This window comes from Bacillus sp. 3G2, from assembly GCF_044324725.1.
Lineage (GTDB): Bacteria > Bacillota > Bacilli > Bacillales > Bacillaceae_G > Bacillus_A > Bacillus_A mobilis.
This window is the reverse complement of record NZ_CP172246.1, coordinates 2,088,627-2,114,696: the sequence shown is the minus strand read 5'-3', so window position 1 is coordinate 2,114,696 and position 26,070 is coordinate 2,088,627. Positions and strand designations below refer to the sequence as shown.

The following is a 26,070-nucleotide window of genomic DNA, read 5'->3' as shown; positions in this document are numbered from 1 at the left end:
ATTAAACTAAGCTATACGCACGTTTCGTTTCTTCGTGGAACTTATTCGTATCGTATTTATGCTCAACATAAATTTGGTGCCATACCATAAACGCAAGTACAGTCCAAATTTTACGGCTATAATCGCCTTTATCTGCACAATGTGCTTCCAGTAAGTTTAATACATACTGTTTGTCGATTAAATGCTCTGTTTTACTCTCGTTTATAATATTGATAGCCCAATCATGCATTTCGTCTTTTAACCAGTGACGAATTGGTACTGGGAATCCAAGTTTTTTACGATCTAATACGTGATCTGGAACGATTCCGCGTGCTGCTTCACGTAAAATAGCTTTCGTAGTTCCGTTAGCAATCTTAAATTCAGTTGGAATTTTAGACGCAACATCGAATACTTCTTTATCTAAGAACGGTACACGAAGTTCTAATGAGTTTGCCATTGTCATCTTATCAGCTTTTAATAAAATGTCACCGCGTAACCATGTGAACATGTCAATGTACTGCATTTTGCTTACATCATCATAATCTTTAATTTCGTTATACAATGGTTTCGTGATATCCATATAGTTAACACTTTCATTGTAATACTTCATTAATTCAACTTTCTCTTCTTCACGGAAGATTTTCGCATTTCCATAGTAACGCTCTTCAATTGGCGTACATCCACGCTCTAGGAAGCTCTTTCCTTTAAATCCTTCTTTAAGAGCACCACTTAATGCTTTTAGAACGCTCTTTCCTGGGCTAGGAATGTAAGAGAACATTTTTAGTGAGTTTGGCTCACGATAAATGTTATAACCACCAAATAGCTCGTCTGCACCTTCACCTGAAAGAACAACTGTTACATGCTTACGTGCTTCTTTTGCAACGAAGTACAATGGTACAGCTGCTGGATCTGCTAAAGGATCATCCATATGCCAAATAATTTTTGGGAACTCATCCATAAACTCTTTCGCTGAAATGAATACGTTATGGTTTTTAACGCCTAATTTCTCAGCAGTTTCTTTGGCAACATCAACTTCACTGAAGCCACGTTGTTCAAAACCAATAGAGAATGTTAAAAGATTTGGATTCATTTCTCTTGCGATAGAAGCGATAATAGATGAATCGATACCACCAGATAAGAATGAACCTACTGGTACATCACTGCGCATATGCACTTTTACTGAATCATATAACACATCACGAATTGCTTGGATATGCTCCTCTTTCGTTGCGCTAGAAGCATTGAAATAAGGTTTCCAGTAGCGATGGATTTCCATCTCTTTACCAACTTCTTTTACGAAATAATGACCAGGCTCGATTTTATTAACATCAATTGTTAATGTTTCTGGCTCTGGACCATATTGGTACGTAAAGTAATGTTGTAGTGACGTTGGATTAACGCCTTTATCTTCCATCACATGCATAATACTTTTCTTCTCAGATGCGAAGAATGTAGTATCACCTTGTTGTGCAATGTATAAAGGTTTAATACCAAAGTGGTCACGTGCACCGAAAAGTTTCTTCTCTTCACGATCCCAAATCATAAATGCAAACATACCACGAAGATAGTCTACACATTTTTCTTTCATATGTGCATACAATGCAATGATAACTTCTGTATCAGATTGCGTTGCAAACGTTGCACCTTTTTCAAGTAACATTTCACGTAATTCTACATAGTTGTAAATTTCACCATTAAAAATAATTACATATCGATCATTTTCATAAGTTAGCGGCTGATGTCCTGCCTCTAAGTCAATGATGCTTAAACGGCGGAAGCCAAATTGTACATGTTCATCACGAAAATATCCTTCGTCATCTGGACCGCGGTGGAAAATCATCGTGTTCATATTTTCAAATTGATGTTTTTCTGTTTCTGAAAACTCTCTAGGGTTTTCACATAAACATCCTACAAAACCACACATACTTCTTACCCTCTTTCAGTTTTCATTCTGTCTATATACTACTATATCAACCCTATTTATACTAGCATAATCAATTGAATATGGCGACCAAAAACTATAAAAAAATCACTCCATTTCACATTTTTAACAATTTTTTATGAAAACATGAAAACTAGGCAATCACCTTTCTCCGCTTTTGTCATATGATATTGCAAATTGATTTCTAGGAGGGAATACCATGAGTGAAGAAAAAAAAGACTCTTCTCGCCCACCGGTTCGTAATTATTTAAAGCAAATTGATGATTTCTTCGAGCAAACACCACTTCGCAATGTAATCGCTGATTTAAATCATTTTTTCCAAAAAGGAAACCGTTTATTAACATTCCCTGTAGATTTATATGAAGTTGGTGAAGAACTAGTTGTTACAGCTGAACTACCAGGTATACAAAAAGAACAAATTCAAATTGAAATACAAAGTGAATACTTAAAAGTCTCTGTAAAAGAAGAGATACTTGAAGAGGCCGAAGAAGAAACATCTCATAACTATTATCGCCGAGAACGTTCCATTTCAGAAGCATCAAGATTGATTAAATTACCGTACTCAATTAATAAAAAATCAGCGAAAGCTTCGTATCAAAACGGCGTGTTAGAAATTCGAGCACCAAAGCTACCACAACAACATGACATTTTATCCATAGACTAATGTAAAAAAAAGAAGGGTGCTGTGCACCCTTCTTTTTAATCCGCTAATCGCTTCATATCACGTATAATGTCTTCGTACGGCGTATTACTAATGCCACTATACTTTTTCATTACTTTTCCGTTTTGATCAATTAAATAAAATGATGTACCATGCATAACTTGACCATTCTCCGGTTTATCTACAAGTGATTGGAAATTATCTTTTGAAAACTTTGTAATATCTTCTAACGAATAACCCGTTAATAAATTCCAGTTACTAGTATCCTCTGTAAACTTTTGAATGAAAGCCTTCAGATTCTCCGGCTTATCAAGGTCTGGATCTACACTAAACGAAACAAACTGAACGTCTAATTTCTCTTCTTTTGCCATCTTTTGCAGCTTTGCCATATTAGCAGTCATTGGCGGACAAACTGTTTGGCAATTTGTGAACATAAAGTCAGCAACCCAAACTTTCCCTTTTAAATCTTTTGTACCAAATGACTTTCCATCTTGATTTGTAAATTGGAAAGTTTCTAAATCCCAATTCAATGGTTTACGAAGCTTTGAACCCGATTCACTACATCCAGCAAGTACAAAGAGACAAAATACAACCATAAGACCAATTATTTTTTGATAACGCTTCATATATAAACCTCTTTTCTCTATCCTAAATTTAAATAGGTTATGTTTATCATAACAAAAGTTAACACTACGAGAAAATTGTTTACTACATTTGTTCACGAAATCGTACGAATTTACGTATGTTACTTCTTTATTTCAAGCGAATTACTAGACAAAATATATTTTTTTACTATTATTTCTCTAAATAGAATTTGCAAAACTAATTTTATTGTTACTTTTGTAAACGCATCCCCCTATTTTTTAACAATTCCTTAAACATTCATCCATGTTATACACTGTATTCCTTAACAACATTTCGGTACAATACAATTACAACGATTTTAAATGAGGTGATGTTCATGACAAAACGTTATGAAAATATGGATAATGTAAGCACAAAAAAATCAATTCGTTCCTTCATACGTTGGCGAAAAGAGCGAAAACAAAATAAAAAGGATTTTTCTTTTTTAGTAGAACAATCACCTGTTAAACAAAGTAAATTCCTACAAAACAACTTTGAAAAGACGACTGTAACTTGGATTGGTCATTCCACATTCCTTATCCAAATGAATGGATTAAATATATTAACAGATCCAGTATGGGCTTCAAAATTAAAATTAGTTCCTAGACTTACAGAACCTGGTCTTTCTTTACGAGAACTACCTAAAATTGATATTGTCCTCATTTCGCACGGTCATTATGATCATTTAGATTTTTCAACGCTTCGCCAGCTAAATGATGATATTTTATACCTAGTACCTATTGGGCTGAAAAAATTATTTACTCGCAAAAAATTTACTAACGTAGAAGAGTATAATTGGTGGGGAAATACAACAGTTAGTGATGTTTCCTTTCACTTTGTCCCTGCCCAGCACTGGACGAGAAGATCCTTATTTGATATGAATACATCTCACTGGGGCGGATGGATTATTAATAATGAAACAACGAAAGAAACCATTTATTTTTGTGGTGACAGTGGCTATTTCCAAGGTTTCAAAGAAATTGGTAAACGCTTTTCAATTGATATTGCTCTTATGCCCATTGGAGCTTATGAACCAGAATGGTTTATGAAAATATCTCACGTTTCCCCTGAGGAGGCTGTGCAAGCTTATTTAGACTTAAACGCTACACACTTTATACCAATGCATTACGGAGCTTTTGCACTCGCAGATGAAACACCTCGCGAGGCAGTAACAAGGCTTCGGAATAATTGGAATTTACGTATGTTACCGTGGGAACAACTGCATGTACTCTTTTTAGGCCAAACTTTCACTTATAATAGCGTAACAAATGATAAGCAAACAAATGAAAAAATTGAAACATTACAAGTATAACGTAACTACTTATTTTCAATATCCAACATATACTATAGAAAATCATAAAGTGAATCTTTTATCAGTGGGTGTTTTCTATGAATGAATATTTGCAGACTCGCTATATCATTAGCGGTAGTGCCTGTATAGCCCTTCTTATTTCTTACTTTCTATTCACATAAAAAAGCTACTTGAAATAAGTTTCAAGTAGCTTTTTATTACTCTGCTAAATACATAAATCCGATTGCACCCGGACCTGTATGAGTACTAATAATAGGTGTTGTATAGAAAATTTCTGATTGAGTAAATCCACTCACTTTTTCAACCGCTGTTTTTACACTTTCAGCTAATGGAATTGCTTTTGCATGCGGAATTGCAACAGCTTTTATAGACTTTCCTGCTGTATCTTGTTCAAATATTTTTGTTAGTGTCTTTACAATCTGCCCTTGACTACGTACTTTTGTCACTGGATTGTATGCTCCACCTTCAAGGTTAGCAATTGGTTTGATGTTTAGTAAAGAACCGATAAATGCTTTTCCTTTACCAATACGTCCACCTTTCACTAAGTTCTCCAATGTATCTACAACTACATATAAGCGAGTATTTTTTCTCACTTCATCAATTCGCTTTATAATATCTTCTAGCGAGCGCCCTTCATTTGCCATTTTTGCAGCTTCAATTACTTGATATGCTAAAGCATGTGTAATAAATTGAGAATCAACAACTGTTACTTTTGTATCAGTCATCGTTGCAGCACTATTCGCAGTTGCAACAGTACCACTCATTCCACTTGTCATATGAATGGAAAGTACTTCACTTCCATCTTCGCCTAACTTGTCATACATTTCTACAAATGTACCCATTGCTGGTTGTGATGTTTTTGGTAATTCCTCTGATTTAATCATTTCTTCAATAAATTCATCAGGTTGTAGATCAACGCGATCTAAATATGTTTGTCCATTTACAGAGATTGATAATGGTAGAACATGAATGTCATACTTCTCAATTACCTCTTGTGATAAATCCGCCGTTGAATCTGTTACAATTTTAATTTTTTGCATATTATATTCTTCCCTTTCCAATACGCTCTCCTTGTTATTATACTAGTATTCCCATTGCTTTCAACAATTTGGAACGAAATTTAATCAAATTAATTATATTTTTATATCTAAAATGAAAAAGACAGAGCTCCAAACCCTGTCCACACTCTATATCATGCATTTTTTTCGAGAGTATTTGTTTTATATACATTTAAATAATCATTCCACTTCAAACAATTTTGTAAATATTCACGGAAAGAATACGAAAATCTTGGGTGTTTTTGTTTTTGAATTTTTGCAATAAATAATTGAAGACGAGACTGAATTAGAAACGATAATGGATGCTGCGCCTGTAGGACAGGGATCTCGAATATTTTAATACAATCCCCTGTTGAATGAGTGAAATAAAAACTTTTCGTAATCACAATATCAATCCTCTTTTTCATTGGATTTTTGAACTTCCTCTACTTTACGCTGTTACACTTTGTTTAAAGTGGAGACTCCTATGAATACAAAAGTATCCTTGGACAATCACTGTCGTTCTTATGGTTAGAAGATTTATACCCTATTCATCTCCACCTAATCCATCCCCCATCCTAAATAGCCGATAAGACGAGGATCTCGTTATCCGTAAATTGCTTAATACATTCAGTATAAACATATAAAAGCGCAAAGTTTGTCTAAATTTTGGAGATTCTATAATTTTTTTCTTCTATATATTGTATACGTTTATAGCTATAGTATAACAACTAAATAAAAAAGTGCCTTTATAACGAGGCACTTTTCGACTGTATGTCTTCTTCTCTTTTCTTTTTTCGCTTACTAACAATCTTTGATAAAGCAATACTAATTTCATAAATACAAATAAGTGGTACCGCAACTAAACTATGAGATAAAAAATCTGGCGGTGATATACACGATGCAATGATAATCAATGCTACGTAAGCATACCTTCTTATTTTTATTAAAAATTCCGCCGTCAATAGTCCAATACTCGTTAAAAACATTACGACTACAGGCAATTCAAAAATCACAGCAAATGGAACTGTTAAATTAAGAACAAAATGAAAATACTTTTCTGTCGTAAACATCGTATTAAACATTTCATTACCTATCGTAGTTAGAAAATGAAATAAAAATGGCATTACAATGAAATATCCAAAGCATAAACCTGCAATAAATAATATAGACAATACCGGTATATACATTACTGTCATTTTTTGTTCATTTGGATGTAAACCCGGTTTTACAAATAACCAAATTTGTATAGCAGCAAAAGGAATTGTACAAACGATAGCAAATACTGTAGCAATCGAGAAAAAAATCCACAATACATCACTTGGACCGAGAACAGTTAATTTCATTGGTAAATCTTTTACAAGCCAAAAATAAATATCCTTCGTAAAAGTAAATCCGATAATTAAAAATAGGACAAAGGATAGCACTGTATATATTACTCGTTTGCGAAGCTCAACTATATGTTCTACTACACTCATTTCCCGATCTTCCATCTCGTTCACCACACTTTATTTATCCATTACAAGGAAAATTCATTACATTTTTTCTTTCTTTTCCTTCTCTTGAAATGCATCATCAGTCAATTCTTTCGTTGATTTTTTAAATTCTTTTAACGTTTCCCCTAAAGCCTTTCCGATTTCCGGCAATTTTTTCGGCCCAAATAAAATGAGTACAGCTACTAAAATTAAAATTAATCCTGGAAAGCCAATATTTGAAAACATTTCTCCATCCCCTTTATTAGTAGATTCCTTGTCCTACTATTGCATAATTTTATTTTGTCAAAAAAGTTTGAAAACGTCAACAAAACCATTGCCTTTTGTCAAAAAAATTCAAAAATATAATCAATTATACAAATTTCATTTTCTATTGCTCTTGTGTATGATATGGTAAGGGAAACGACATATTATTTTATGATAGTAGAAAGGATTTGCATTATGACTGAAAAAATGACACGAATGACACAATTTGTGAAAGAAGAAATTGCAAATGCAATTACACATGGTATCGGTGCCATTTTAAGCATCCCTGCCTTAATCATATTGATTATACATGCCTCTAAGCATGGTACTGCATCTGCTGTAGTTGCATTTACGGTTTATGGTGTAAGTATGTTCTTACTGTATTTGTTTTCGACATTGTTACATAGCATCCACCATCCAAAAGTAGAAAAATTATTTACTATACTAGATCACTCAGCCATTTATTTATTAATCGCTGGCACATATACTCCTTTTTTACTGATTACTCTTCGTGGACCATTAGGCTGGACGTTACTCGCTATAATATGGACACTAGCAATCGGAGGTATCGTCTTTAAAATTTTCTTTGTACGCCGCTTTATTAAAGCATCAACATTATGTTATATCATCATGGGTTGGCTCATAATCGTTGCAATTAAACCACTTTATGAGAATCTTACTGGACATGGCTTTTCACTACTTTTAGCGGGCGGAATTTTATATTCAGTAGGGGCTATATTCTTCCTTTGGGAAAAGCTTCCTTTCAATCATGCCATTTGGCATCTTTTCGTTTTAGGTGGTAGTGCGATGATGTTTTTCTGCGTACTCTTTTATGTCTTACCTACAGCATAAAAAAAAGATTTCAGCTTATATAAGCTGAAACCTTTTTTATTAATTATGTAATTGTGATGCAATAACATCCTGTGTATGCTTCGTTAACTCTTTAATATCCATATTCGCATACTCTTCAGGTGTAATCGGCTTAGAAATTGTTACTGTTGCATGAGCTGGTTTCATACGATTTCCATTCGCTTCAAACATTTTATATGTCCCATCTAATGTTACAGGTAAGATTGCTACACCAGATTTTACTGCAAGGTGAAAACTCCCAGCCTTAAACTCTCCAATTTCGCCACCCTTACTTCTCGTTCCTTCTGGGAAGATTACGATAGAATGTCCATTCTTTAATAGTTCAATTCCATCTTTAATCGCTTGAAGAGATTGACGGCGATCATTACGATTCATAAATACACAATTCATAAGTTCCATCCAAGTTGGTACAACTGGGAACTTCTTAATCTCTGCTTTTGAAACGAATCCAATTGGTTTATTTAAGTAACCTAATAACACAGGAATATCCATATTACTTTGATGATTACTTACAACTAGTACCGGCTTATCTTTTGGAACATTTTCAAGTCCCTTTACTTCAACTGTAGATCCAGCTACACGTACCATTTTCTTGCCAAACCAATTTGTCGTTTTGTACACAACATTATCTTTTTCTTGTGGCGACATCGTATTTACTTGTCTTTTGAGACGCCACATTCTCGGTGTAATCGCAATTACGATTAAAATTAAATAAAAGATTTTAAAAAACGTTTGAATCATACAGAACCCCCACCTATTATCATTCCGACCTTCATTATACTAGACAAACGAAGGAAAAAGAAGAAAAAATGTCCAAACAACTGGTGTTTGGACATTTTTAAACATTCTATATTAGAAACGTTTTGCTAATTCACGAGCATTAGCAATTGCTGCTTCTTTAATTTCTGGTGCTTTTTCAGGGTTTGCATTCATACCTTCAACTGCAATATATTCAGTATCATTTACACCAACGAATCCTAATACTGTTTTTAAGTGATTGCGACCGAAGTCTACAGATGCGTATGCTCCTTCAGAATAAACGCCACCTGTTGCTTGAATGTGAAGTGCTTTTTTGCCTTCTAATAAGCCAACTGGACCATTTTCAGTATACTTGAATGTTTTACCTGCAATTGCTACGTTATCTAGGTATGCTTTTACTACTGGTGGATAGCTAAAGTTCCACATTGGAGTTACGAATACATAACGATCTGCATGCATAAATGTTTCTAAGTTTGTGTTCATTGCTGCAACTTTTTGTTGTTGAACTTCAGTTAAAGTTTCAAAGCCTTCACCTGCTGCAAATTTACCCCAAGCAGCAAATACATCTGCATCGATTGCTGGTACTGTAGTGTTGAATAAATCAATTGTTACAACTTCGTCTTGTGGATGTTCGTTTTTATAAGCTTCGATGAAAGCTTCCCCTACTGCCATTCCGAAAGAACCTTCTGCTGAATTTGGATTTGCTGTAATAAATAGTACTTTTGTCATTGTATTCTCTCCCTTTTAAACATTTTATCTTTAATTTGAGATTTATAATTCGAAAGTAAATAACTTACCTTATGTAAGTATAATACAAAAAGTTATATGAGATGTCAATAAAAAATAGCTACTTTTTTTTCGTAAGTTAATGATTTATTTTGTTTCTATAAAATTCAGTATACAGATATCATGATTTTCCCATACAAAAAGGCTACCTCTACAAATGATAGAGATAGCCTTTTATTACATATTATTTTTGAAAAACATTTTTCACTTTTTCAGCTGGAATGTTACTTCCGCCTCTACCTTTTACATCTTCAATCATCATTGTAATGACCATATCTGGTGAATTTAAATCAAATGCAGCGAACCAGCCTAGCTCTTTTCCTTCGGCCTCTTTTGATACTTTTAATTCTGCTGTACCTGTTTTTCCAGCAAGCGTCTTACCATCAATTTTAGCAATTTTCCCAGTACCATCTGGATCATTAATTACTTTCGTCATAGCAGTTTTTAAAATATCCTGGTTGCCTTTTGAAATGACATTCTCTTTCCAAACTTTTGGTTGCTTATCTGTTTTAATAATATATGGAGAAGGTATGTTTCCATCATTAACAATTGGTGCGTACGTTAATGCTAGATGGAGTGGCGTCATTAACACTTGCCCTTGTCCATAACCTGTGTCTGCCATTTGAATATCGTTTTTAATACCATCATTTGCAATTTTAGAAGCTGGGAATCCATATTCAATTGGGAGTTTCTCATCGAATCCGAATTTTTTCGCTTCACTCATAAATTTATCTTTTCCGATTTTCAAAGCTTCTTGTGCAAAATAAATATTATCCGAGTATTTCATCGCTTTATCAAAATCAATCGGATTTGCATCTTTTACACGCGTTACATAATAATTACCCCAAGAAGAATCTTTTGTCCATTTCAATCCTTCTATTTTCAACTCTTCTTTTGGATCAATTGTTTTCGTTTCAAGACCGATTGCAGCTGTAATAGGCTTAAATACAGATCCTGGAACTGATAATTGTGTAAATCGATTCGTCATCGGTTTCTTCGGATCATTATTCCATGCTTCGCGTTGTGCTTTTGATGTCCCTCTTGCAATTATGTTAGGATCATATGCTGGGCTACTTACAAGTGCAAGTGTTTCTCCACTTTTCGGATTAATTGCAGCACTTGAACCAGCCTCGCCTTTCATTTCATTATAAGTTTTTTCTTGAACAGCACTATCAATCGTTAAAGTTACATTTTCTCCATCAACAGCATCTGTTTTTGCTAAATTTTTTATTTCTTTCCCTTGTGCATCTTCTACAAAGACACGGCCACCTTTTTTACCACGTAGCTGTTCTTCTAGTACTTGCTCTAAACCAGCTTTACCTACTGGATCATCAGCTTGATAGCCTTTCTTTTGTAGCGTTTTTAAATCTTCAGCATTTACCTTTCCGATATAACCAGTAAGATGTGCTGCCGCTTCTCCTAATGGATATGAACGAACATTTACTGGTTTTGTTGCAACACCAGGTAAATCTATGTACGTATTTTGGGTTGCTCCTTCAGGCAATATTCCCATTGGTACAAGGTAATTTGGTTTTACCCATTTCGCTGCTAGTTTTTGATCAATTTCTTCGACAGACATATTTAGCAACTTTGCTATCGTTTCCTTTGTTTGCGGGGCAGCATCACCTAACTGTTCAGGAATCAATCCGATTTCAGAAGCTTTACCATTTACTGCAAGATATTTACCATTACGGTCATATATTTCTCCGCGCTTCGGCTGCGTCGTTTGCATACGCACTTTACTATCTTTCGTCATACCTGGGAATATAAAATCAGGAGTCCAATCTACTTTCCAAGATTCTTTATCTCCATCTTTTTCTTTCACCATTTTTGCTTCATGACCAAAAGTGATTTTTCCACCTACTGTATCCATACTTACTTTAAAAGGAACAGGACCTTCATCTTTTTTATCTTCTTTTACTTCCCCTGTTTCTACTTTTAAATCTTTCACTTCAATGCCAGCATAAATTTTTTCATATTTCTCAGTGAATTCTTTCTTTGAAATATCTTTTTTTGCCTTTTCTGATAATTGGTCATACATTTCTGCAAATTTTTGTTTATTCCATGCTTTTGCATATGTATCAAATGCTTGTTGTGGTTTTTCTTCTTTACCACATCCAACTAACATGAATGTTAAGCAAAGAAAAAGAATCCCCCATATCTTTCTCAATTGATTCTCCTCCTCTTTCTATACAAATACTTTAGAAAATATTAGCATTTTTACATGCTATCTTTCATTATAGCACTATCGAATCTCATCTATAAACTTATATTGATGAATACAAATAAAAAGATTGATGTGAATGTTCACATCAATCTTTATTATTATTGTTGCTTCTCATATACATGGTAATAGTACGTATACGGATTTTTTTCATCCGTTAAGCCTTTTTCTACAAAAATTTCTTTCCAATTTGTCATATCCATTTCTGGGAAGAATGTATCCCCTTCAAATGCATAGTGGATTTTTGTTATATATAACTTATCTACGTAAGGTAAAAAGAGATCATAAATTTGTGCCCCGCCAAAAATAAAAATTTCCTCTTCATTTTTACATAGTTCAAACACTTCTTCTACAGAATGTGCTACTTCGCAACCTTCAACATGATACCCTTCATTACGAGTTACAATTATATTACGTCTGCCAGGCAGTGGTCTACCAATCGCTTCGTAGTTCTTTCTTCCCATAATGAGCGGATGACCCATCGTTGTTTTTTTTACATACTGTAATTCACTTGGTAAACGCCAAGGTAAATTATTATCTTTACCAATTACTCGATTCTCGTCCATTGCGACCATAAATGAAACAATCATTTTTTCATCTCCTCTACAATTACACTGCAACTGGTGCTTTAATTGCTGGGTGTGGATCATATCCTTCAATCGTTAAATCTTCCATTTCAAAATCAAACACAGATTTCACATCTGGATTTAATGTAAGTTTAGGGAATGAACGTGGTTCACGTGCCAATTGCTTTTCTACTTGCTCAAAATGATTCGTATAAATGTGAGCATCTCCAATTGTATGAACAAATTCTCCTACTTCAAGTCCGCATTCATGTGCAATTAAATGTGTTAGTAGCGAGTAACTTGCAATGTTAAATGGAATTCCAAGGAATATATCCCCACTTCTTTGATATAGCTGACAAGAAAGTTTGCCATCCGCTACATAAAATTGGAATAACGTATGACAAGGAGGTAATGCCATACTTGGTACATCTTCAGGATTCCAAGCAGAAACAATTAGACGACGTGAGTCCGGCGTTTTTTTAATCATTTCAATTACATCTTTTAATTGATCAAGCGTCTCACCAGCTGTTGTTTTCCAGGCACGCCACTGCTTTCCGTATACGTCTCCTAAATAACCATATTTATTTGAGAAATCATCATCTTCTAAAACGTTCTTTTTAAACAATTCCATTTGCTCATCGTATTGCACTTTAAATTCTTCATCTTGTTGTGAGCGAAGACCGAAATCAGTCATATCAGGACCATTATATTCGTCACTTTCTACCCAGCTCTTAAATGCCCATTCATTCCAAATGTTATTATTATGCTGCAATAAATAACGAATATTTGTATCACCTTTCATAAACCAAAGCAATTCACTTGCTACAAGGCGAAACGGCACTCTCTTTGTCGTTAATAAAGGAAAACCTTTACTTAGATCAAAACGCATTTGATATCCAAATACAGATACAGTGCCTGTCCCTGTACGATCTTCTTTCTTCGTACCATGCTCCATTACATGGCGGCATAAATTTAAGTATTCATATTCAGCATGTTTCATATGTAGAAAAACCTTCTTTCAATCTTATATGGAATTTATCATAACATGAAAAATAGTAAATTTAATCATCCTAATCAATAAAAAATATTTCTATATTAACAGAATTCTACCCCTTTATATTTTTACAAAATGTAAATTTATAATCGCCCGATTCTAATTCCCTTTCAATATTACGCTCTGCTTTCCAATTCGTTTCGTCTATCCGTAATGTAGCTCTTGTATTAGGTGGTACAGAAGTCTGTAAAAAGGCTTGTTCTTTTTCTACACGCCACTCAATCTTAATTTCTCCATAAGCTGTCTCACGTTTTACTTTAATCCATTCTAAATTCGAATCAAAATGAGGCTGTATGTAAAAATGCTTATATGCAGGCTTTGTTTCATCCACTTCTAATCCAATAATATATCGATATATCCATTCGACGATAGAACCGTATGCGTAATGATTATAAGAATTCATACTATCATTCCAAAGTGTTCCATCCTCTTTCACGCCATCCCAATGTTCCCAAATCGTTGTGGCCCCTTTTTGCACTTGATATAACCAAGATGGATAATCTTCATGAAAGAGAAGCTTACAAGCAAGGTCATGACGGTTAAACTTGCTTAATATTAAATTTAAATAAGGTGTTCCTATAAAACCTGTTGTTAAATGATTTTTACTTTCTTTTAAAAGCTCAATTAACCGATTAAATACTTTCTCCTTCACATCATCTTTCACTAGTTCAAAAAGAAGTACTAATATGTGGGCTGTTTGGGTATTCGAAATTAACCTACCATTTGGTGTAACGAATTCATTTTGAAACGCTTGGACAATATTTGCATGTAATTCTTTATAAAACGTAGCATCTGTTTTTTCACCTAAAATCTCAGCAATTTTTTGTACAAGCGCTGTTGAATATGCATAAAAAGCCGTCGCAATAAAATACTTGTCTGTTCCGCCTTCATATACATCGGGTTTCGTATCTAATGCAAGCCAATCCCCTAAATGATAGCCTGTATCCCATAAATACTCGTTCTCACCTTGTGAACGTATGTAATCTATATACCTCTTCATACTGTCGTATTGTTCTTTTAAAATTGATACATCTCCGTAATGCAAATAATGAACCCACGGACAAATAATTGCTGCATCGCCCCAACCACCAGAAGTATGTAAATCAAAATCTTCTCTTTTCCCAAAAGCATCTGGAATAACTAAAGGTACAGCTCCATTAACATTTTGATCTAATGATAAATCTTGGAGCCACTTTTTAAAGAACGATTGTACATTCATAATTTGCGTAGCTGTCCCAATGAACATTTGTGCATCTCCTGTCCATCCAAGTCGATCATCTCGCTGCGGACAATCTGTTGGCACATCAAAAAAATTCCCTCTTTGAGACCATTCCACATTATGATGAAGTTGATTGATTAATGGATTAGACGTTTCAAATTCAGTTACTTTTCCCATATCTGTATGTAATACAATTCCTTCAAAATCTGCTATTTGAGGCGGCTGGGTTAATCCACTTATTTTCACATATCTAAAGCCTTGATAGGTAAAATGAGGTTCAAACGTTTCCTCTTCTTCTCCTTTTGCTATATACACTATTTTTTGTTTTGCCTTTCGGAGGTTTCCAGCGTAAAAATTACCGTCTTTATTCAATATTTCAGCATGATGCAATTCTATCTTTTGGCCAATATAAACGTGACGGACTGTAAATTGAACCCAACCTACCATATTTTGCCCCATATCAATGAGCCATTCGTGATTCGGTAGTTTTGAAATAGAAATCGGTTTTATAATTTTCATTTTACGAATTGATTTATTTTCCTGCGCAACAATTATTTGTTTAGAATGCTCAAGTACTTCAACATCTTCTAGCTCTTGCCCACTTTCTTCTAGCCTAGCATCGTATACTTCACCTTCATAAATTTCTGAGTACAAAATTGGGCTTGAAGTTACCTTCCATGTTTCATCCGTTACAATTTTTTCTTTCGTTCCATCTTCATACGTTATATGTAATTGAGCAATTATTGCTCGTCTTCTCCCGTAATAATTACGTACATGATGTACCGTAATCGGCCCTTTATACCAGCCATTACCTACCAGTACAGAAATATCATTTTGCCCACTCTTTAATAAATGTGTTATATCATACGTTTGATATAATACTCTCTTATCATAACTTGTCCAACCAGGAGTAAAATAACAATCTCCAATACGCTCACCATTTATAGAAGACTCATATACCCCTAAACTTGTGATATATAAACGTGCTGTTTTAACTACTTTTTTAATAGTAATATTTTTATTAAAAGACATAACCTGCGTTCGCTCTTTTTTCGCAGTAATCCACTTTCCGTTCCAACTATCTTGCTCTTGTAACCCAGTCTCCCAAAATGCTACTTTAGACCAAGATGATTCTTCTCCGTAATTATCCCATGCCTTTACTCGGTAATAATAACGCGTCTCTGCTCTGTATGAAAATGAATTGATTGGTATATGTAAACTTTGATCTGTTTCTACTTTTTGCGAATCAAAAATTATAATCTCAAAATCTCTATCCTTCGCAACCTGCAATTGATAAGAAAGTTGTTTTACATTTCGGTTACTCGATTCAAGCTGCCAACTCATTTTAACAACTTTTGAATCTATACCTATCGGATTTTTTTTATTATCGCAAAGTACTCTCTTTATTGTTAGCACACTTCTTCACCATCTTTTCTAAATCTTAATTTAAATTAATTATAATAAAAATAAAATTCTAAATAAATAATAATTTCATTCATTCTTACAAAATTATTAACTTTCCACATTTATAAAGGTTTTTATTTTATATTACCGAAAGTATAGTGCGGTAGAACAAAATTTATATTTGGAGGTTAGAAGTATGTCTAAAATTGAAACTCCTGTTATATCTTCTTTGCAAACAACTGTTGAAAAAATGATGAAGGATTTAAAGGTTCCTGGCGCTGCTGTAGCTGTTATAAAAGATGGTGAGGTAATTATTTCAGAAGGTTTCGGCTATCGTAATTTAGAGTCAAAAGAGCCTGTTACACCGCATACTCGGTTCGCAATCGGTTCCTCAACGAAAGCTTTTGGCACACTTTCATTAAGCTTATTAGCGCAGCAAAAAAAGTTTAATTGGGATACTCCTGTCCAGTCTTATATACCTAACTTCTCTTTATCTGAACTACTTGCTAGCTCACAAGTTACTGGAAGAGATTTAGCTGCTCATCGTACTGGAGTAAGTCGTCATGATGCTCTTTGGTATAGCTCTTCCTTATCTCGAAAAGATCTCGTTGAAAAAATAAAACATTTACCACTTGATGCACCGTTCCGCACAGCATTTCTTTATAACAACTTAATGTATGAAACAATTAGCTACATTGTTGAAAACATTACAAATCAAACGTGGGAGCAATACGCTACAGAACATATTTTAGATCCTTTAAATATGAGACATACAAATTTCTCTGTTACAGATTCACAAACTACAGATGATTATGCTTTACCTTACGTTGAAAATGAAGGTGAAATAAAAGAAGTTCCATTCCATAACATCGATACAGTCGGCGCTGCTGGATGTATTAATTCTACAATTGAAGATATGGCAAATTGGGTACTTCTTCACTTAAACAAAGGGAAATTTGGAGACCATGAATTAATCTCCTCAGAATTATTACAACAAATGTATACACCACATAATTCCATTCCAGATCAACCAGTTTTATCACTTCCTGAATCTCCATTAAATAGTTACGGTCTTGGTTGGTTTATTAGCGCTTATCGTGGTAAAAAGGTGATTCACCATGGCGGTAATATTGATGGATTTTCAGCACTTGTTTCATTCATACCAAATGAAAACATAGGCCTTGTCATTTTAACGAATGCTGGAGGCACATTACTTCCTACTTATCTCGCTAATCAAATTTATGACGAACTACTTGAATTAGAATCTATCGATTGGCATAAACGTGCTGTAGAAGATAGTGAAAAAATGAAAGAAATGATGAAAGAAACAACTGAATCACTTCCTGAACAAATGAAAGGGACTGCACCTTCTCACAAATTAGAGGATTATACTGGTACGTTTGAACATCCTGCATATGGAACATTACAAGTATACAAACGAGATAATTCGTTATTTGTACAATTTATGGAGATGGATATTCAATTAGCGCATCATCATTACGACATCTTCTCTGCAAAAGTTGACTTATTCCAAATGAAAATGAATTTATTATTTGCTTATGAAATGAATGTGAGTGGTGAATTCCCATCCCTTCAATTGCATGTACCTGCAATGCTAAGTACTCAACCTCTTACATTCACAAAAATTAAATAGTTAATTTAATAGAGGGAAGCTTTCGCTTCCCTCTATTTTTCATCATTCTCCCTACTTTCCACTATGCTTTAATATAAAATTCCCCATTTCAATTGCTAAATCTTCACTTTGAGGATACACACCTACGTTATCTCCATAAGCGTGTCCTAAACCTCGATAAAGGACTGTTTCGGTATCCACTCCTCTATTAGTTAATTTAGCTGCATAAGCTAAACATTCTATCATTAGGAAATCATGCTCTCCTACTGTAATAAATGTACTTGGATAATCTGGTGATACATCAACATATGGGCTTAAATACTTAGAATTAATTTCTTTCGTACCAAGTACTTCCGACATACCTCCAACCATTGAATGCATAATTTTAAGCATTTTTTCTAATCCTTTTTTATACTTTGGAGCAATTTCATATTTATCTATACTCCAAGAATAAAATTCATCTTCAAAGTCACACATATTAAGTGTTGGATATAGAAGTAGCTGTCCTTTAACGAGATTTCTACCCTCTTCCATATCTTTAGTCGTACAATATTGCGTTAAGTTACCTCCAGCACTATCACCCGCAACAAAGATATTATTCTTATCGCCGCCCAATGTGTCAGCATTCTCATAAATCCACTTTAAAGTGGTATAACAGTCTGTATGCCCACTTGGAAAAGGATTTTCCGGAGCTAATCGATAATCAACAGAAACGGCTAGTATATCTGTTTTCTCAACTATCAATTTCACAAGCTCTTCAACCACATCTGGGGATCCCGCCATAAATCCGCCACCATGAATAAAATATAGAATTGGTGCATTCTCTCGTTTTGAACTACTATTATAAATTCTTATCGGAGTATCAAATCCATCTTCAGCTTTCACTGTTTGATGCATAATATTAATATCTTGAGTGACAATGGGAACACTTTTAATCGCATTAAATTGTTTCCGCATATTCTTTACTGATTTTTCAGAAGCATCCATTTTCATCATATTTTTAGGCATAAATCTCATTACATTCATTTGAACCTTCATATCCTTATAAAGACGAGGATCCATAGCACCTTTTTCATCACAATCTGGTATGTTTTTTACTAAGATTTTTGCTCCCTGTAAGTTAATCTTTTCTTGTTTTTCTTGTATTTTTTCTAAAAGGGTTAAGTCATACTTTCTAGTCATCCAGTATTCATCCTCTCTTATTTTAAGCGTTTTCATTTTTAAGGATTATATAAATCCCCTTTAAACCTTACTTCATCTGTTATTATTAAATTAAAAACGTTCCATGTACAAAATGTAACATGGAACGTTTTTTTATTGTTGTTCATATTTGATTAAATTATTGTCATTTTTTGATATGAATTTCTTCCTATACTGTAATGGTGTATATCCATATTTATCTTTAAACTGTGAAATAAACGATTTTATATTTGGAAATCCGTGTTTTACTGCTATATCTTGTACAGAACTTGTACTTCTAATAATATCTTCATAAGCCTTATAAAGCCTATACCTCGTTAAAAAAGTGGTGAAATTTGATCCAAACGATTTTTTGAACATGCGTGAAAAATGTTCTTCACTTACAAAAAAATGTTTAGCCACATCTTTCAGTTTCAGTTCTTTATTATAATGTTTGTAAATATACGTAATCATTTCCTTCTGTCTATTTCCAAGTTGAAAATTATTGTCTATATTCTCTCCACCTTTGCAATATCGCAATAAAATATAAACAATTTCATAAATTAAACTATTAATTTTTATGTAACTTAAATCATCAGAATGTATGACTAACTCTTTTAATTCATAAAATATTTGCCTAAGATTCGTTTTCTGAACGATGGATTCCACTATATTGAATCTATATTTATCAAAATCTTCATTTACCTCTTTAAGAAATTCATACGAAATAATTAACATCATTACTGCACAACTTGTATTCTCTACTTTTTCAAATTCATGAACATCTCCACTATTTACAAAAATAAATTCGCCAGCAGATACTTTCTTTTTTTGCCCATTCACATACAAAAACACTTCTCCATTAACTACTAAGCTAATTTCAATACTTCTATGCCAGTGAGGAGGAATATAATAGTGAAAATCAGTAGGAAACATCGTATCTTCTATGTATTCAACCATTCCTGGAATTCTATCACGTAATTTTATTTCTTCATATTTACCTTGCCTGACTTTCAATAACCCACCCCCTTTTTTTATTATAATGGAGACGTCAAGTTTCTCTTTATAGATAAAGGCGAAGGAATGTCTGGAATTGGTATACAACCACATATACATATCCCGTGGACTCCGGAACATATACAAGAAGATATAGATTTAAAGTTAGCATTACAACTGCTTCAAAACGAAGAATGGTAAAAAATAAAGGTAGATGTGAATCACACCTACCTTTTCTATTTCATATCAATCTTTTCTGGTTGAAACCAAATTGGCTTTAACAACTCAAAGTTTTTATGATCCTCTAAAACGATAGTAAGGCGTTCTAACGTATCATCTAACATATGTGGTGCTGCTCGTAATGACCAGACAACTGATGAGAAAACTGTCATGCCAACATATACCGCATATAAATTCCAGAACTCCTCTGGTATTTTCCCATTAAAGTAGCCTTCTATTTGTCCGATTGAATAAGGAATACTAATGTCTCTTGCAAATAGTGCAATCTTTACGAAATCATGCAGTGGGTCACCCCAGTCATAACCATTAAAATCAACAACACCTACATATTTCCCATCTCGCACAATTATATTTTCTAAATGAAAATCATCGTGTTGAAATCGATTTGGGCGGTTCTTTAAATATTTTTCATTTTCATCTATAAACTTTATGATTTTATCATCATTTTTTATTTTTATTCCACATGTTTTATATGCCTCTACATATTTTTGATGTTTTTTCATTGCTCTTTCATACCATGGAAGAATATCCTTAGGAGCTTCATATGTATGCATTTTTGCTAAATCTTTTCCTGCCTCTATACCAATCTCATAGTGTTCTTTTGGTGAATACGTAGGCAATAGCTTCTTCGCATCTTCCCCTTCTATATATGAGAAAATACTATATACACCTTCTTCTTCCAATGTACCTATTTCAATCGGCCTTTGTGCCTGTACGTTACGTTTTACCATTTCATTTAAAATTTGAAATTCTATTTTCCTTCTTTCATACTCTTGTATATCGCCAATCCGTAACAAATATTTTTCATTATCAATTGTCGTAACTATATATTTCTTATCAGGAGAGAAACCTTTAGAAATTTCTTCAATATTCGCTGCATTTTTTATTATTTGTATATTGTTTTGCCATGCTGTAATTGTTTTCATTTTTATTCCCCTTACATTTCTACATTTGGTCTATACGCTACTTCTCTATTAATAGCTTGTTATCTAGGCCCTAAAGTCCTTACGATTTCCTCGTCTACTTCCTTAAAATATATTTCACTTTCTCCCGTACTATATGATACTACATTTGCCTTTCTTCATCCAATTATAGGAAATAATATATCATAAAAAGAAATAGACTCCTCTAATTTGCTACCCAAAATTCAATATGATGAATACCTGCTCGAAGTATATTCCTATTAAGAATACGCCCCTTGTACTACTTGCACAATTTCCATCGGTGTATTAACCATATAATCTGGTGCATCTTTTTTCACTGTTTCAATAACATCATACCCCCAAGATACCCAAATTACGTTCACCCCGGCCTTTTTACATGCTGCTACATCTCGCTGTTCGTCACCAACGTATAACATATCTTTCTCTGTTATCTTTTTGGATTTTAAAAACCTTTTTATCATTTTATCTTTCCCGAACAAATTTTTTGAACAATACACTTCTTGAATATTTTCTATATCATTATTGTGTAAAAATGCCCGAATATGCTTTTCTGAGTTCGATGATATGACTGCAATTCCGTAGCCTTTTTTATGTAGTTCATCTAATACATCCTTCATTCCATGGAACAAAATAAGATCTTTTATAGCAGGTTGATACAATTTATAAAACTCTAATGCTAATATAGGTAGTTTATACAGTGGTACATCGAGTTGTTTACATCGCTCTGTCATCGTTAATTTACGTAAATACTCAATTTCTTCTTCCCTTACCGTTTTATACCCGTGCTTTTCAGCAAGCTGATTATAAATTGGTACAAATATATTTTGTGAATCTACTAATGTGCCATCAAAGTCAAAAACAATATACTTTTGCATTCCCATACTCCCTTTGCTTCTTTTTTCTAAACCTATCTTATTCAACAACGTAGTTGTCTTACCCTTCTACAAAAATAAAAAAGAACAAGATTTTCTCTTGTTCTTTTTAAGAAAGCCATTTTGGCGGTACATTCGTATTCCAATAAATATTTCCTAACTCATGGTGTCCTGTGTACCCATCATCAAATCGATGATAATGGAAATTAAAATAGTATCCATCTTGCGGTGGATGATCTCTTCTTACATGAAATCGCAATAAGTCATCTCCTGATTTCGTGTCATACACATGAAAAATCTTTTCATTATTTCCGCCAGCTGGTCTTTGAGAAATCGCTAATGATTGTAATGACTCCTCTGGTACATCACTTGCAAGCTCAGCAATTGCCTCTTCAATTTTCGGTAATATTACATCTTTAAACTCATCTTCAATTACTGGACCAATTTTAGTACCAAACTTTTGCATCGACTGCTTCTCTGCTTCTTGCATTGCGTACGTAATAAAAGTATCAGTGGTTAACCTGTCATTCGTTTCTTCATATGTATAGGACGTACTCTCCAAATTTTGTTGCCCAGCTGTGCTCGTAGGCTTGTCCGCAGCTTTGGCATTATCAAGCAATATGGAAGGAGGCGTCACTAAACCAAATGTAAATACGGTAATTAATGCGACTAAGGTTTTTCTAAACCAATTTGGCATGTATGTTCCCTCCCCTTTCACTCATTATGTTTTATATAACGGTTGTTCCTTCTATTATACAAAATGATTGTAATTTTTGCACTTTACAATTTTGTTAACGTTCACATATTTTTCACTTGAATATGAAATTGTAAGATTTCATACAATATAAATACAAAAACAATGAGGAGGCAATCAGATGACTTTAGATGTCATGTATTCCGCCGCAAGCATACTCGTTTTAGTATATTTTCTTTATCAATGTGTAACAGATTAAAAAAAGAGCCGTTTTTAGGCTCTTTTACTACGGTAAAAATACAATCCAACCAATCCATACTATAAAAATAACCCCGGCAATTACAGATGGTAATAAATAAAAATGAGAAAGGATCACTATTCCATACAAAAGTAGTACTGGAAGTAATAAATAGCGATCTGCCTTCCATCTTAACAATAGTAATTTTCCTTCATCACAATATAAATGAAGAAACATTTTTTTCGTAAATTCATTCCAATAATCGCGCGCATAACGAGAAATTCCAACTAAAGCAAATGCAAGAATAATAGCTGCAATCCACCTCGGGCTCATGATAATACTAACAGTACTTATACAAACAATTTGAATATAAAATATTCGTGCACTACTTGTACGGAAAAATTCTTTTAAAAAGGATTCAACAATACGAGAATCCTTTTTCTTCCCTAATAACTTTTTAGAACGTGGAAACATCCACGGTTTTTTATTCGAACTACTCGGTTTAGCTGTATGACCACCAACTTGCATAATCCCACTCGTCCAACGCATACTTTCTTCTTTCTCTTTCTCAATTTCTTTAAAAAAGCAATTTTTATAATTTCGTTTTTCTTTTATCAATACGATAATTAGAAAAACTGCTAGACCGATACTTAGTATAGAATAAAATGGATTTTTATAAATAAGAAACAGACTCAATCCAAAAAAGGATAGACTTATAGAGGATATTATATTTTTTATAATCCAGAGTAGCCATCGTTTCCCCACTCGTACATGAATAAATCTCGTTAATAACGACAACATAAATCGAAATACTGTAAAGAATAACCAAAATAATACGACTTGTATCTTCGTCACTCCGATACTTTTCATCAAAACTGGTAACATAGCAACTACTACCACTACATTCGTTATCGCTATTCGAATAAACGTATATGTCATACCGTACTGCATTAACTTTTGCATGTGAGCGGGGTACGAAATTAAAAACAAACTATCCGCTTGTTCAAAAAATGAGCGAACTCCTCTTGAATATGTAATCACATAAAATACAAGTAGACCTAATCCGAAATAAACAGTCTCCCCCATCGATAATTCTTCTATCCATAGTGAACGATAATAAATTCCTATAAATATAAGTGCTGGAATAATAATATATAGTGCAACTGTCCAATCAGCTATAGAACGTATGGACTTCCATTTAAGCCCCAGTTCATGGCGCAATCTTTTATAAAATTGTTGTTTAATCATGCTGTTCACGCCTAACGATTACATCAAAACAGTCTAATAATGAACTCCCTGGCATTTCAGCTAACTTTTGGATAGATTCTAAATGCCCATCTGCGACTAATGTACCTTGTGAAATGAGTAAAAATCTCTCACAATTTCTTTCAGCTGTATCTAATACGTGCGTACAAAGTAAAATTCCTGCGCCGCGTTCTTTCTCTTTATATAAATAACTTAAAAACTCTTTCGTAGCTACTGGATCTAAGCCGATAAAAGGTTCATCAATGATATAAAAATCTGGTTCAGTTAAAAATGCCAAAATGAGCATCGATTTTTGTTTCATTCCTTTTGAAAACTTTGATAAATACTCATGTTTATGTTTATCCATTCGAAACATATGTAATAATTCTTCCGCTTTCCTTTCCCAGCTTCCTCCCTCATTCTCGCGAGCAGCCATTAATAGTTCAATATGTTCCCATAGCGTTAAATAATCATAATATGTCGGATGCTCCGGCACATATGCATAAGGGTTTTTCTTTTCACCGAATGATATTTCACCATTCATATTTACAAGTAAACCGAGCATTGTTTTAATCGTCGTACTCTTCCCAGCACCATTCGCACCAATAAGTGCAACTAATTCACCTTTTTCAATCGAAAAGGCAATATCATGAATTGTCTTTTCCCCTATATCATATCCGGCAGAACGGATATTCACATCTAGCATACCTTCCCCTTCTTTCCATTTCCAATACAATCAAGGAAAAGAATAACATATAACTATCTATATATCATTATAAAATATTCATTTTCATAGCAGGAATAAATATTTTTTAGTAGAATACTTAATGTTTGATTACATTTTATTGGAGTGGATAATATGCCCTTTCATATACGTGAAGCTACGATAGACGATATAGATGCACTTTGTTCTTTAACGAAAGAATTAAAAGGTTCCTCTATTTCCTATGAAGATATGAACAACCGATTACAATTCGTACAAATGAGTCCCTTTGATTTTTTATATGTTTATGAAGAAGAAGACACTATATTTGGATTACTTGGGTTTCGTATACGTGAAAATTTAGAAGATATAACTCGTTATGGAGAAATTTCAATTATTAGCGTTGATTCTACAATACGACGAAAAGGCATTGGACAAGTATTAATGGATTACGCTGAGCAATTAGCCAAAAAACATAATTGTATTGGTACATGGCTAGTTAGTGGAACTACGAGAGTAGAAGCACATCCTTTTTACAAAAAATTAGGATATGAAGTGAATGGATATCGATTTGTAAAACATTTTTAAACTATTTATAAATGGAAAGGACTAAAAAATATGACAAACATCGAAGCTATTTTTATTGATCGTGACGGTACAATTGGTGGTGACACTACAATACATTATCCAGGTTCTTTTACATTATTTCCTTTTACAAAAGCAGCTCTGCAAAAACTAAAAGCTCAAAATATAAAAATTTTCTCTTTCACAAACCAGCCAGGTATCGCAGACGGGATAGCGACTGTTGCTGATTTTGCACAAGAATTAAAAGGGTTCGGCTTTGATGATATTTACGTATGTCCTCATAAACACAGTGATGGTTGTGAATGCCGCAAACCAAGTACAGGTATGCTGCTACAAGCAGCCGAAAAACATGGACTTGATTTAACAAAATGCGCTGTAATTGGTGATCGCTGGACTGATATCGTTGCAGGAGCAACAGTACATGCGACGACGATATTAGTTCGAACAGGCGCTGGATATGATGCTTTACATACGTACCGAGACAAATGGGCACATATTGAGCCAAACTACATTGCAGAAAACTTTGAGGATGCTACAAATTGGGTTTTAAATCAACTATAATACA

25 protein-coding genes and 2 pseudogenes are annotated in these 26,070 nt (G+C 33.7%); 7 read left to right on the top strand and 20 right to left on the bottom strand.

Translation table 11 applies throughout. From position 1 onward, the window contains the following. Window position 1: 1 nt before the first annotated feature. A complete protein-coding gene (gene asnB, locus ACHZK0_RS10785; RefSeq protein ID WP_000333823.1) occupies window positions 2–1,903 on the bottom strand; it encodes an asparagine synthase (glutamine-hydrolyzing) in 1,902 nt (633 codons plus the stop codon). 217 nt (window positions 1,904–2,120) lie between these two features. Here asnB and ACHZK0_RS10780 point away from each other — a divergent pair, with 217 nt between their 5' ends. Continuing rightward, window positions 2,121–2,585 (top strand): Hsp20/alpha crystallin family protein, encoded by a 465-nt coding sequence (locus ACHZK0_RS10780; protein ID WP_262742925.1) that lies wholly within the window; start codon window positions 2,121–2,123, stop codon window positions 2,583–2,585. 35 nt (window positions 2,586–2,620) lie between these two features. Here the strand turns inward: ACHZK0_RS10780 and ACHZK0_RS10775 are convergent, their stop codons facing one another. Continuing rightward, a complete protein-coding gene (locus ACHZK0_RS10775; protein ID WP_000833337.1) occupies window positions 2,621–3,208 on the bottom strand; it encodes an SCO family protein in 588 nt (195 codons plus the stop codon). Between the two features lie 335 nt (window positions 3,209–3,543). Here ACHZK0_RS10775 and ACHZK0_RS10770 point away from each other — a divergent pair, with 335 nt between their 5' ends. After that, the gene (locus ACHZK0_RS10770; RefSeq protein ID WP_262742924.1) at window positions 3,544–4,518 is read left to right on the top strand and encodes an MBL fold metallo-hydrolase; all 975 of its coding nucleotides are present in this window, start codon (window positions 3,544–3,546) and stop codon (window positions 4,516–4,518) included. Between the two features lie 197 nt (window positions 4,519–4,715). On the opposite strand, the gene ACHZK0_RS10765 is transcribed toward ACHZK0_RS10770, so the two are convergent. The 4 genes from ACHZK0_RS10765 to ACHZK0_RS10750 form a co-directional block, all read right to left on the bottom strand. Continuing rightward, window positions 4,716–5,558 (bottom strand): DegV family protein, encoded by an 843-nt coding sequence (locus ACHZK0_RS10765; RefSeq protein ID WP_262742923.1) that lies wholly within the window; start codon window positions 5,556–5,558, stop codon window positions 4,716–4,718. 152 nt (window positions 5,559–5,710) lie between these two features. Beyond that, window positions 5,711–5,962 carry a DUF2535 family protein gene (locus ACHZK0_RS10760; RefSeq protein WP_000629012.1) on the bottom strand — a complete coding sequence of 84 codons (252 nt, stop codon included), beginning with the start codon at window positions 5,960–5,962 and terminating at the stop codon, window positions 5,711–5,713. A 342-nt stretch (window positions 5,963–6,304) separates the two neighbouring features. Beyond that, on the bottom strand, window positions 6,305–7,048 hold the full coding sequence (gene tatC, locus ACHZK0_RS10755) for a twin-arginine translocase subunit TatC (RefSeq protein ID WP_262742922.1): 744 nt from the start codon (window positions 7,046–7,048) through the stop codon (window positions 6,305–6,307). Between the two features lie 42 nt (window positions 7,049–7,090). Then, entirely contained in the window at window positions 7,091–7,276 is a 186-nt protein-coding gene (locus ACHZK0_RS10750) for a twin-arginine translocase TatA/TatE family subunit (protein ID WP_000492443.1), read from the bottom strand. A 213-nt stretch (window positions 7,277–7,489) separates the two neighbouring features. On the opposite strand from ACHZK0_RS10750, the gene trhA reads away from it, so the two are divergent. After that, window positions 7,490–8,146, top strand: coding sequence for a PAQR family membrane homeostasis protein TrhA (gene trhA / locus ACHZK0_RS10745; RefSeq protein WP_061679535.1), 657 nt, complete (start codon window positions 7,490–7,492; stop codon window positions 8,144–8,146). Between the two features lie 39 nt (window positions 8,147–8,185). Here the strand turns inward: trhA and ACHZK0_RS10740 are convergent, their stop codons facing one another. From ACHZK0_RS10740 to ACHZK0_RS10715, 6 genes are all read right to left on the bottom strand, one after another. After that, window positions 8,186–8,905, bottom strand: coding sequence for a lysophospholipid acyltransferase family protein (locus ACHZK0_RS10740; protein ID WP_061679534.1), 720 nt, complete (start codon window positions 8,903–8,905; stop codon window positions 8,186–8,188). 111 nt (window positions 8,906–9,016) lie between these two features. Next, window positions 9,017–9,652 carry an FMN-dependent NADH-azoreductase gene (locus tag ACHZK0_RS10735; RefSeq protein ID WP_262742921.1) on the bottom strand — a complete coding sequence of 212 codons (636 nt, stop codon included), beginning with the start codon at window positions 9,650–9,652 and terminating at the stop codon, window positions 9,017–9,019. Window positions 9,653–9,893: 241 nt separating this feature from the next. Further along, window positions 9,894–11,879 (bottom strand): penicillin-binding protein 3, encoded by a 1,986-nt coding sequence (pbpC, locus tag ACHZK0_RS10730; RefSeq protein ID WP_395761530.1) that lies wholly within the window; start codon window positions 11,877–11,879, stop codon window positions 9,894–9,896. A gap of 155 nt (window positions 11,880–12,034) precedes the next feature. Next, window positions 12,035–12,523 (bottom strand): dihydrofolate reductase, encoded by a 489-nt coding sequence (locus tag ACHZK0_RS10725; RefSeq protein WP_076537399.1) that lies wholly within the window; start codon window positions 12,521–12,523, stop codon window positions 12,035–12,037. A gap of 19 nt (window positions 12,524–12,542) precedes the next feature. After that, window positions 12,543–13,499 (bottom strand): thymidylate synthase, encoded by a 957-nt coding sequence (locus tag ACHZK0_RS10720; RefSeq protein WP_270341247.1) that lies wholly within the window; start codon window positions 13,497–13,499, stop codon window positions 12,543–12,545. 106 nt (window positions 13,500–13,605) lie between these two features. Beyond that, window positions 13,606–16,188, bottom strand: coding sequence for a family 78 glycoside hydrolase catalytic domain (locus ACHZK0_RS10715; protein ID WP_395761529.1), 2,583 nt, complete (start codon window positions 16,186–16,188; stop codon window positions 13,606–13,608). Between the two features lie 184 nt (window positions 16,189–16,372). Here ACHZK0_RS10715 and ACHZK0_RS10710 point away from each other — a divergent pair, with 184 nt between their 5' ends. After that, entirely contained in the window at window positions 16,373–17,830 is a 1,458-nt protein-coding gene (locus ACHZK0_RS10710; RefSeq protein WP_395761528.1) for a serine hydrolase, read from the top strand. A gap of 51 nt (window positions 17,831–17,881) precedes the next feature. Here the strand turns inward: ACHZK0_RS10710 and ACHZK0_RS10705 are convergent, their stop codons facing one another. Then, a complete protein-coding gene (locus tag ACHZK0_RS10705; protein ID WP_395761527.1) occupies window positions 17,882–18,991 on the bottom strand; it encodes an alpha/beta hydrolase in 1,110 nt (369 codons plus the stop codon). A 132-nt stretch (window positions 18,992–19,123) separates the two neighbouring features. Then, on the bottom strand, window positions 19,124–20,005 hold the full coding sequence (locus ACHZK0_RS10700; protein WP_270341241.1) for an AraC family transcriptional regulator: 882 nt from the start codon (window positions 20,003–20,005) through the stop codon (window positions 19,124–19,126). 45 nt (window positions 20,006–20,050) lie between these two features. Between ACHZK0_RS10700 and ACHZK0_RS10695 the strand changes: the two are divergent. Beyond that, a pseudogene (locus ACHZK0_RS10695) lies at window positions 20,051–20,185 on the top strand (peptidase); the annotation flags it as partial. A gap of 35 nt (window positions 20,186–20,220) precedes the next feature. Here the strand turns inward: ACHZK0_RS10695 and ACHZK0_RS10690 are convergent. The 6 genes and pseudogenes from ACHZK0_RS10690 to ACHZK0_RS10665 form a co-directional block, all read right to left on the bottom strand. Continuing rightward, window positions 20,221–21,150 carry an aminoglycoside phosphotransferase family protein gene (locus ACHZK0_RS10690; RefSeq protein WP_262743418.1) on the bottom strand — a complete coding sequence of 310 codons (930 nt, stop codon included), beginning with the start codon at window positions 21,148–21,150 and terminating at the stop codon, window positions 20,221–20,223. Window positions 21,151–21,212: 62 nt separating this feature from the next. Beyond that, window positions 21,213–21,415 (bottom strand): annotated as a pseudogene (locus ACHZK0_RS10685) (hypothetical protein); the annotation flags it as partial. After that, window positions 21,408–22,043, bottom strand: a complete 636-nt coding sequence (locus ACHZK0_RS10680; protein WP_262743419.1) for an HAD family hydrolase — start codon at window positions 22,041–22,043, stop codon at window positions 21,408–21,410. The pseudogene ACHZK0_RS10685 and the gene ACHZK0_RS10680, both read right to left, overlap by 8 nt. Before the next feature lie 106 nt (window positions 22,044–22,149). After that, window positions 22,150–22,737 carry a YpjP family protein gene (locus ACHZK0_RS10675; protein WP_262743420.1) on the bottom strand — a complete coding sequence of 196 codons (588 nt, stop codon included), beginning with the start codon at window positions 22,735–22,737 and terminating at the stop codon, window positions 22,150–22,152. A 283-nt stretch (window positions 22,738–23,020) separates the two neighbouring features. Further along, on the bottom strand, window positions 23,021–24,220 hold the full coding sequence (locus tag ACHZK0_RS10670) for an ABC transporter permease (RefSeq protein ID WP_395761526.1): 1,200 nt from the start codon (window positions 24,218–24,220) through the stop codon (window positions 23,021–23,023). Continuing rightward, complete coding sequence (locus ACHZK0_RS10665; RefSeq protein ID WP_395761525.1) at window positions 24,213–24,923, bottom strand: ABC transporter ATP-binding protein; 711 nt, start codon at window positions 24,921–24,923, stop codon at window positions 24,213–24,215. The genes ACHZK0_RS10670 and ACHZK0_RS10665 overlap by 8 nt, the downstream gene beginning before the upstream one ends. Before the next feature lie 153 nt (window positions 24,924–25,076). Here ACHZK0_RS10665 and ACHZK0_RS10660 point away from each other — a divergent pair, with 153 nt between their 5' ends. Next, window positions 25,077–25,508, top strand: a complete 432-nt coding sequence (locus ACHZK0_RS10660; RefSeq protein ID WP_270341237.1) for a GNAT family N-acetyltransferase — start codon at window positions 25,077–25,079, stop codon at window positions 25,506–25,508. A 30-nt stretch (window positions 25,509–25,538) separates the two neighbouring features. Next, on the top strand, window positions 25,539–26,066 hold the full coding sequence (locus ACHZK0_RS10655; RefSeq protein WP_395761524.1) for an HAD-IIIA family hydrolase: 528 nt from the start codon (window positions 25,539–25,541) through the stop codon (window positions 26,064–26,066). Window positions 26,067–26,070: the final 4 nt, after the last annotated feature.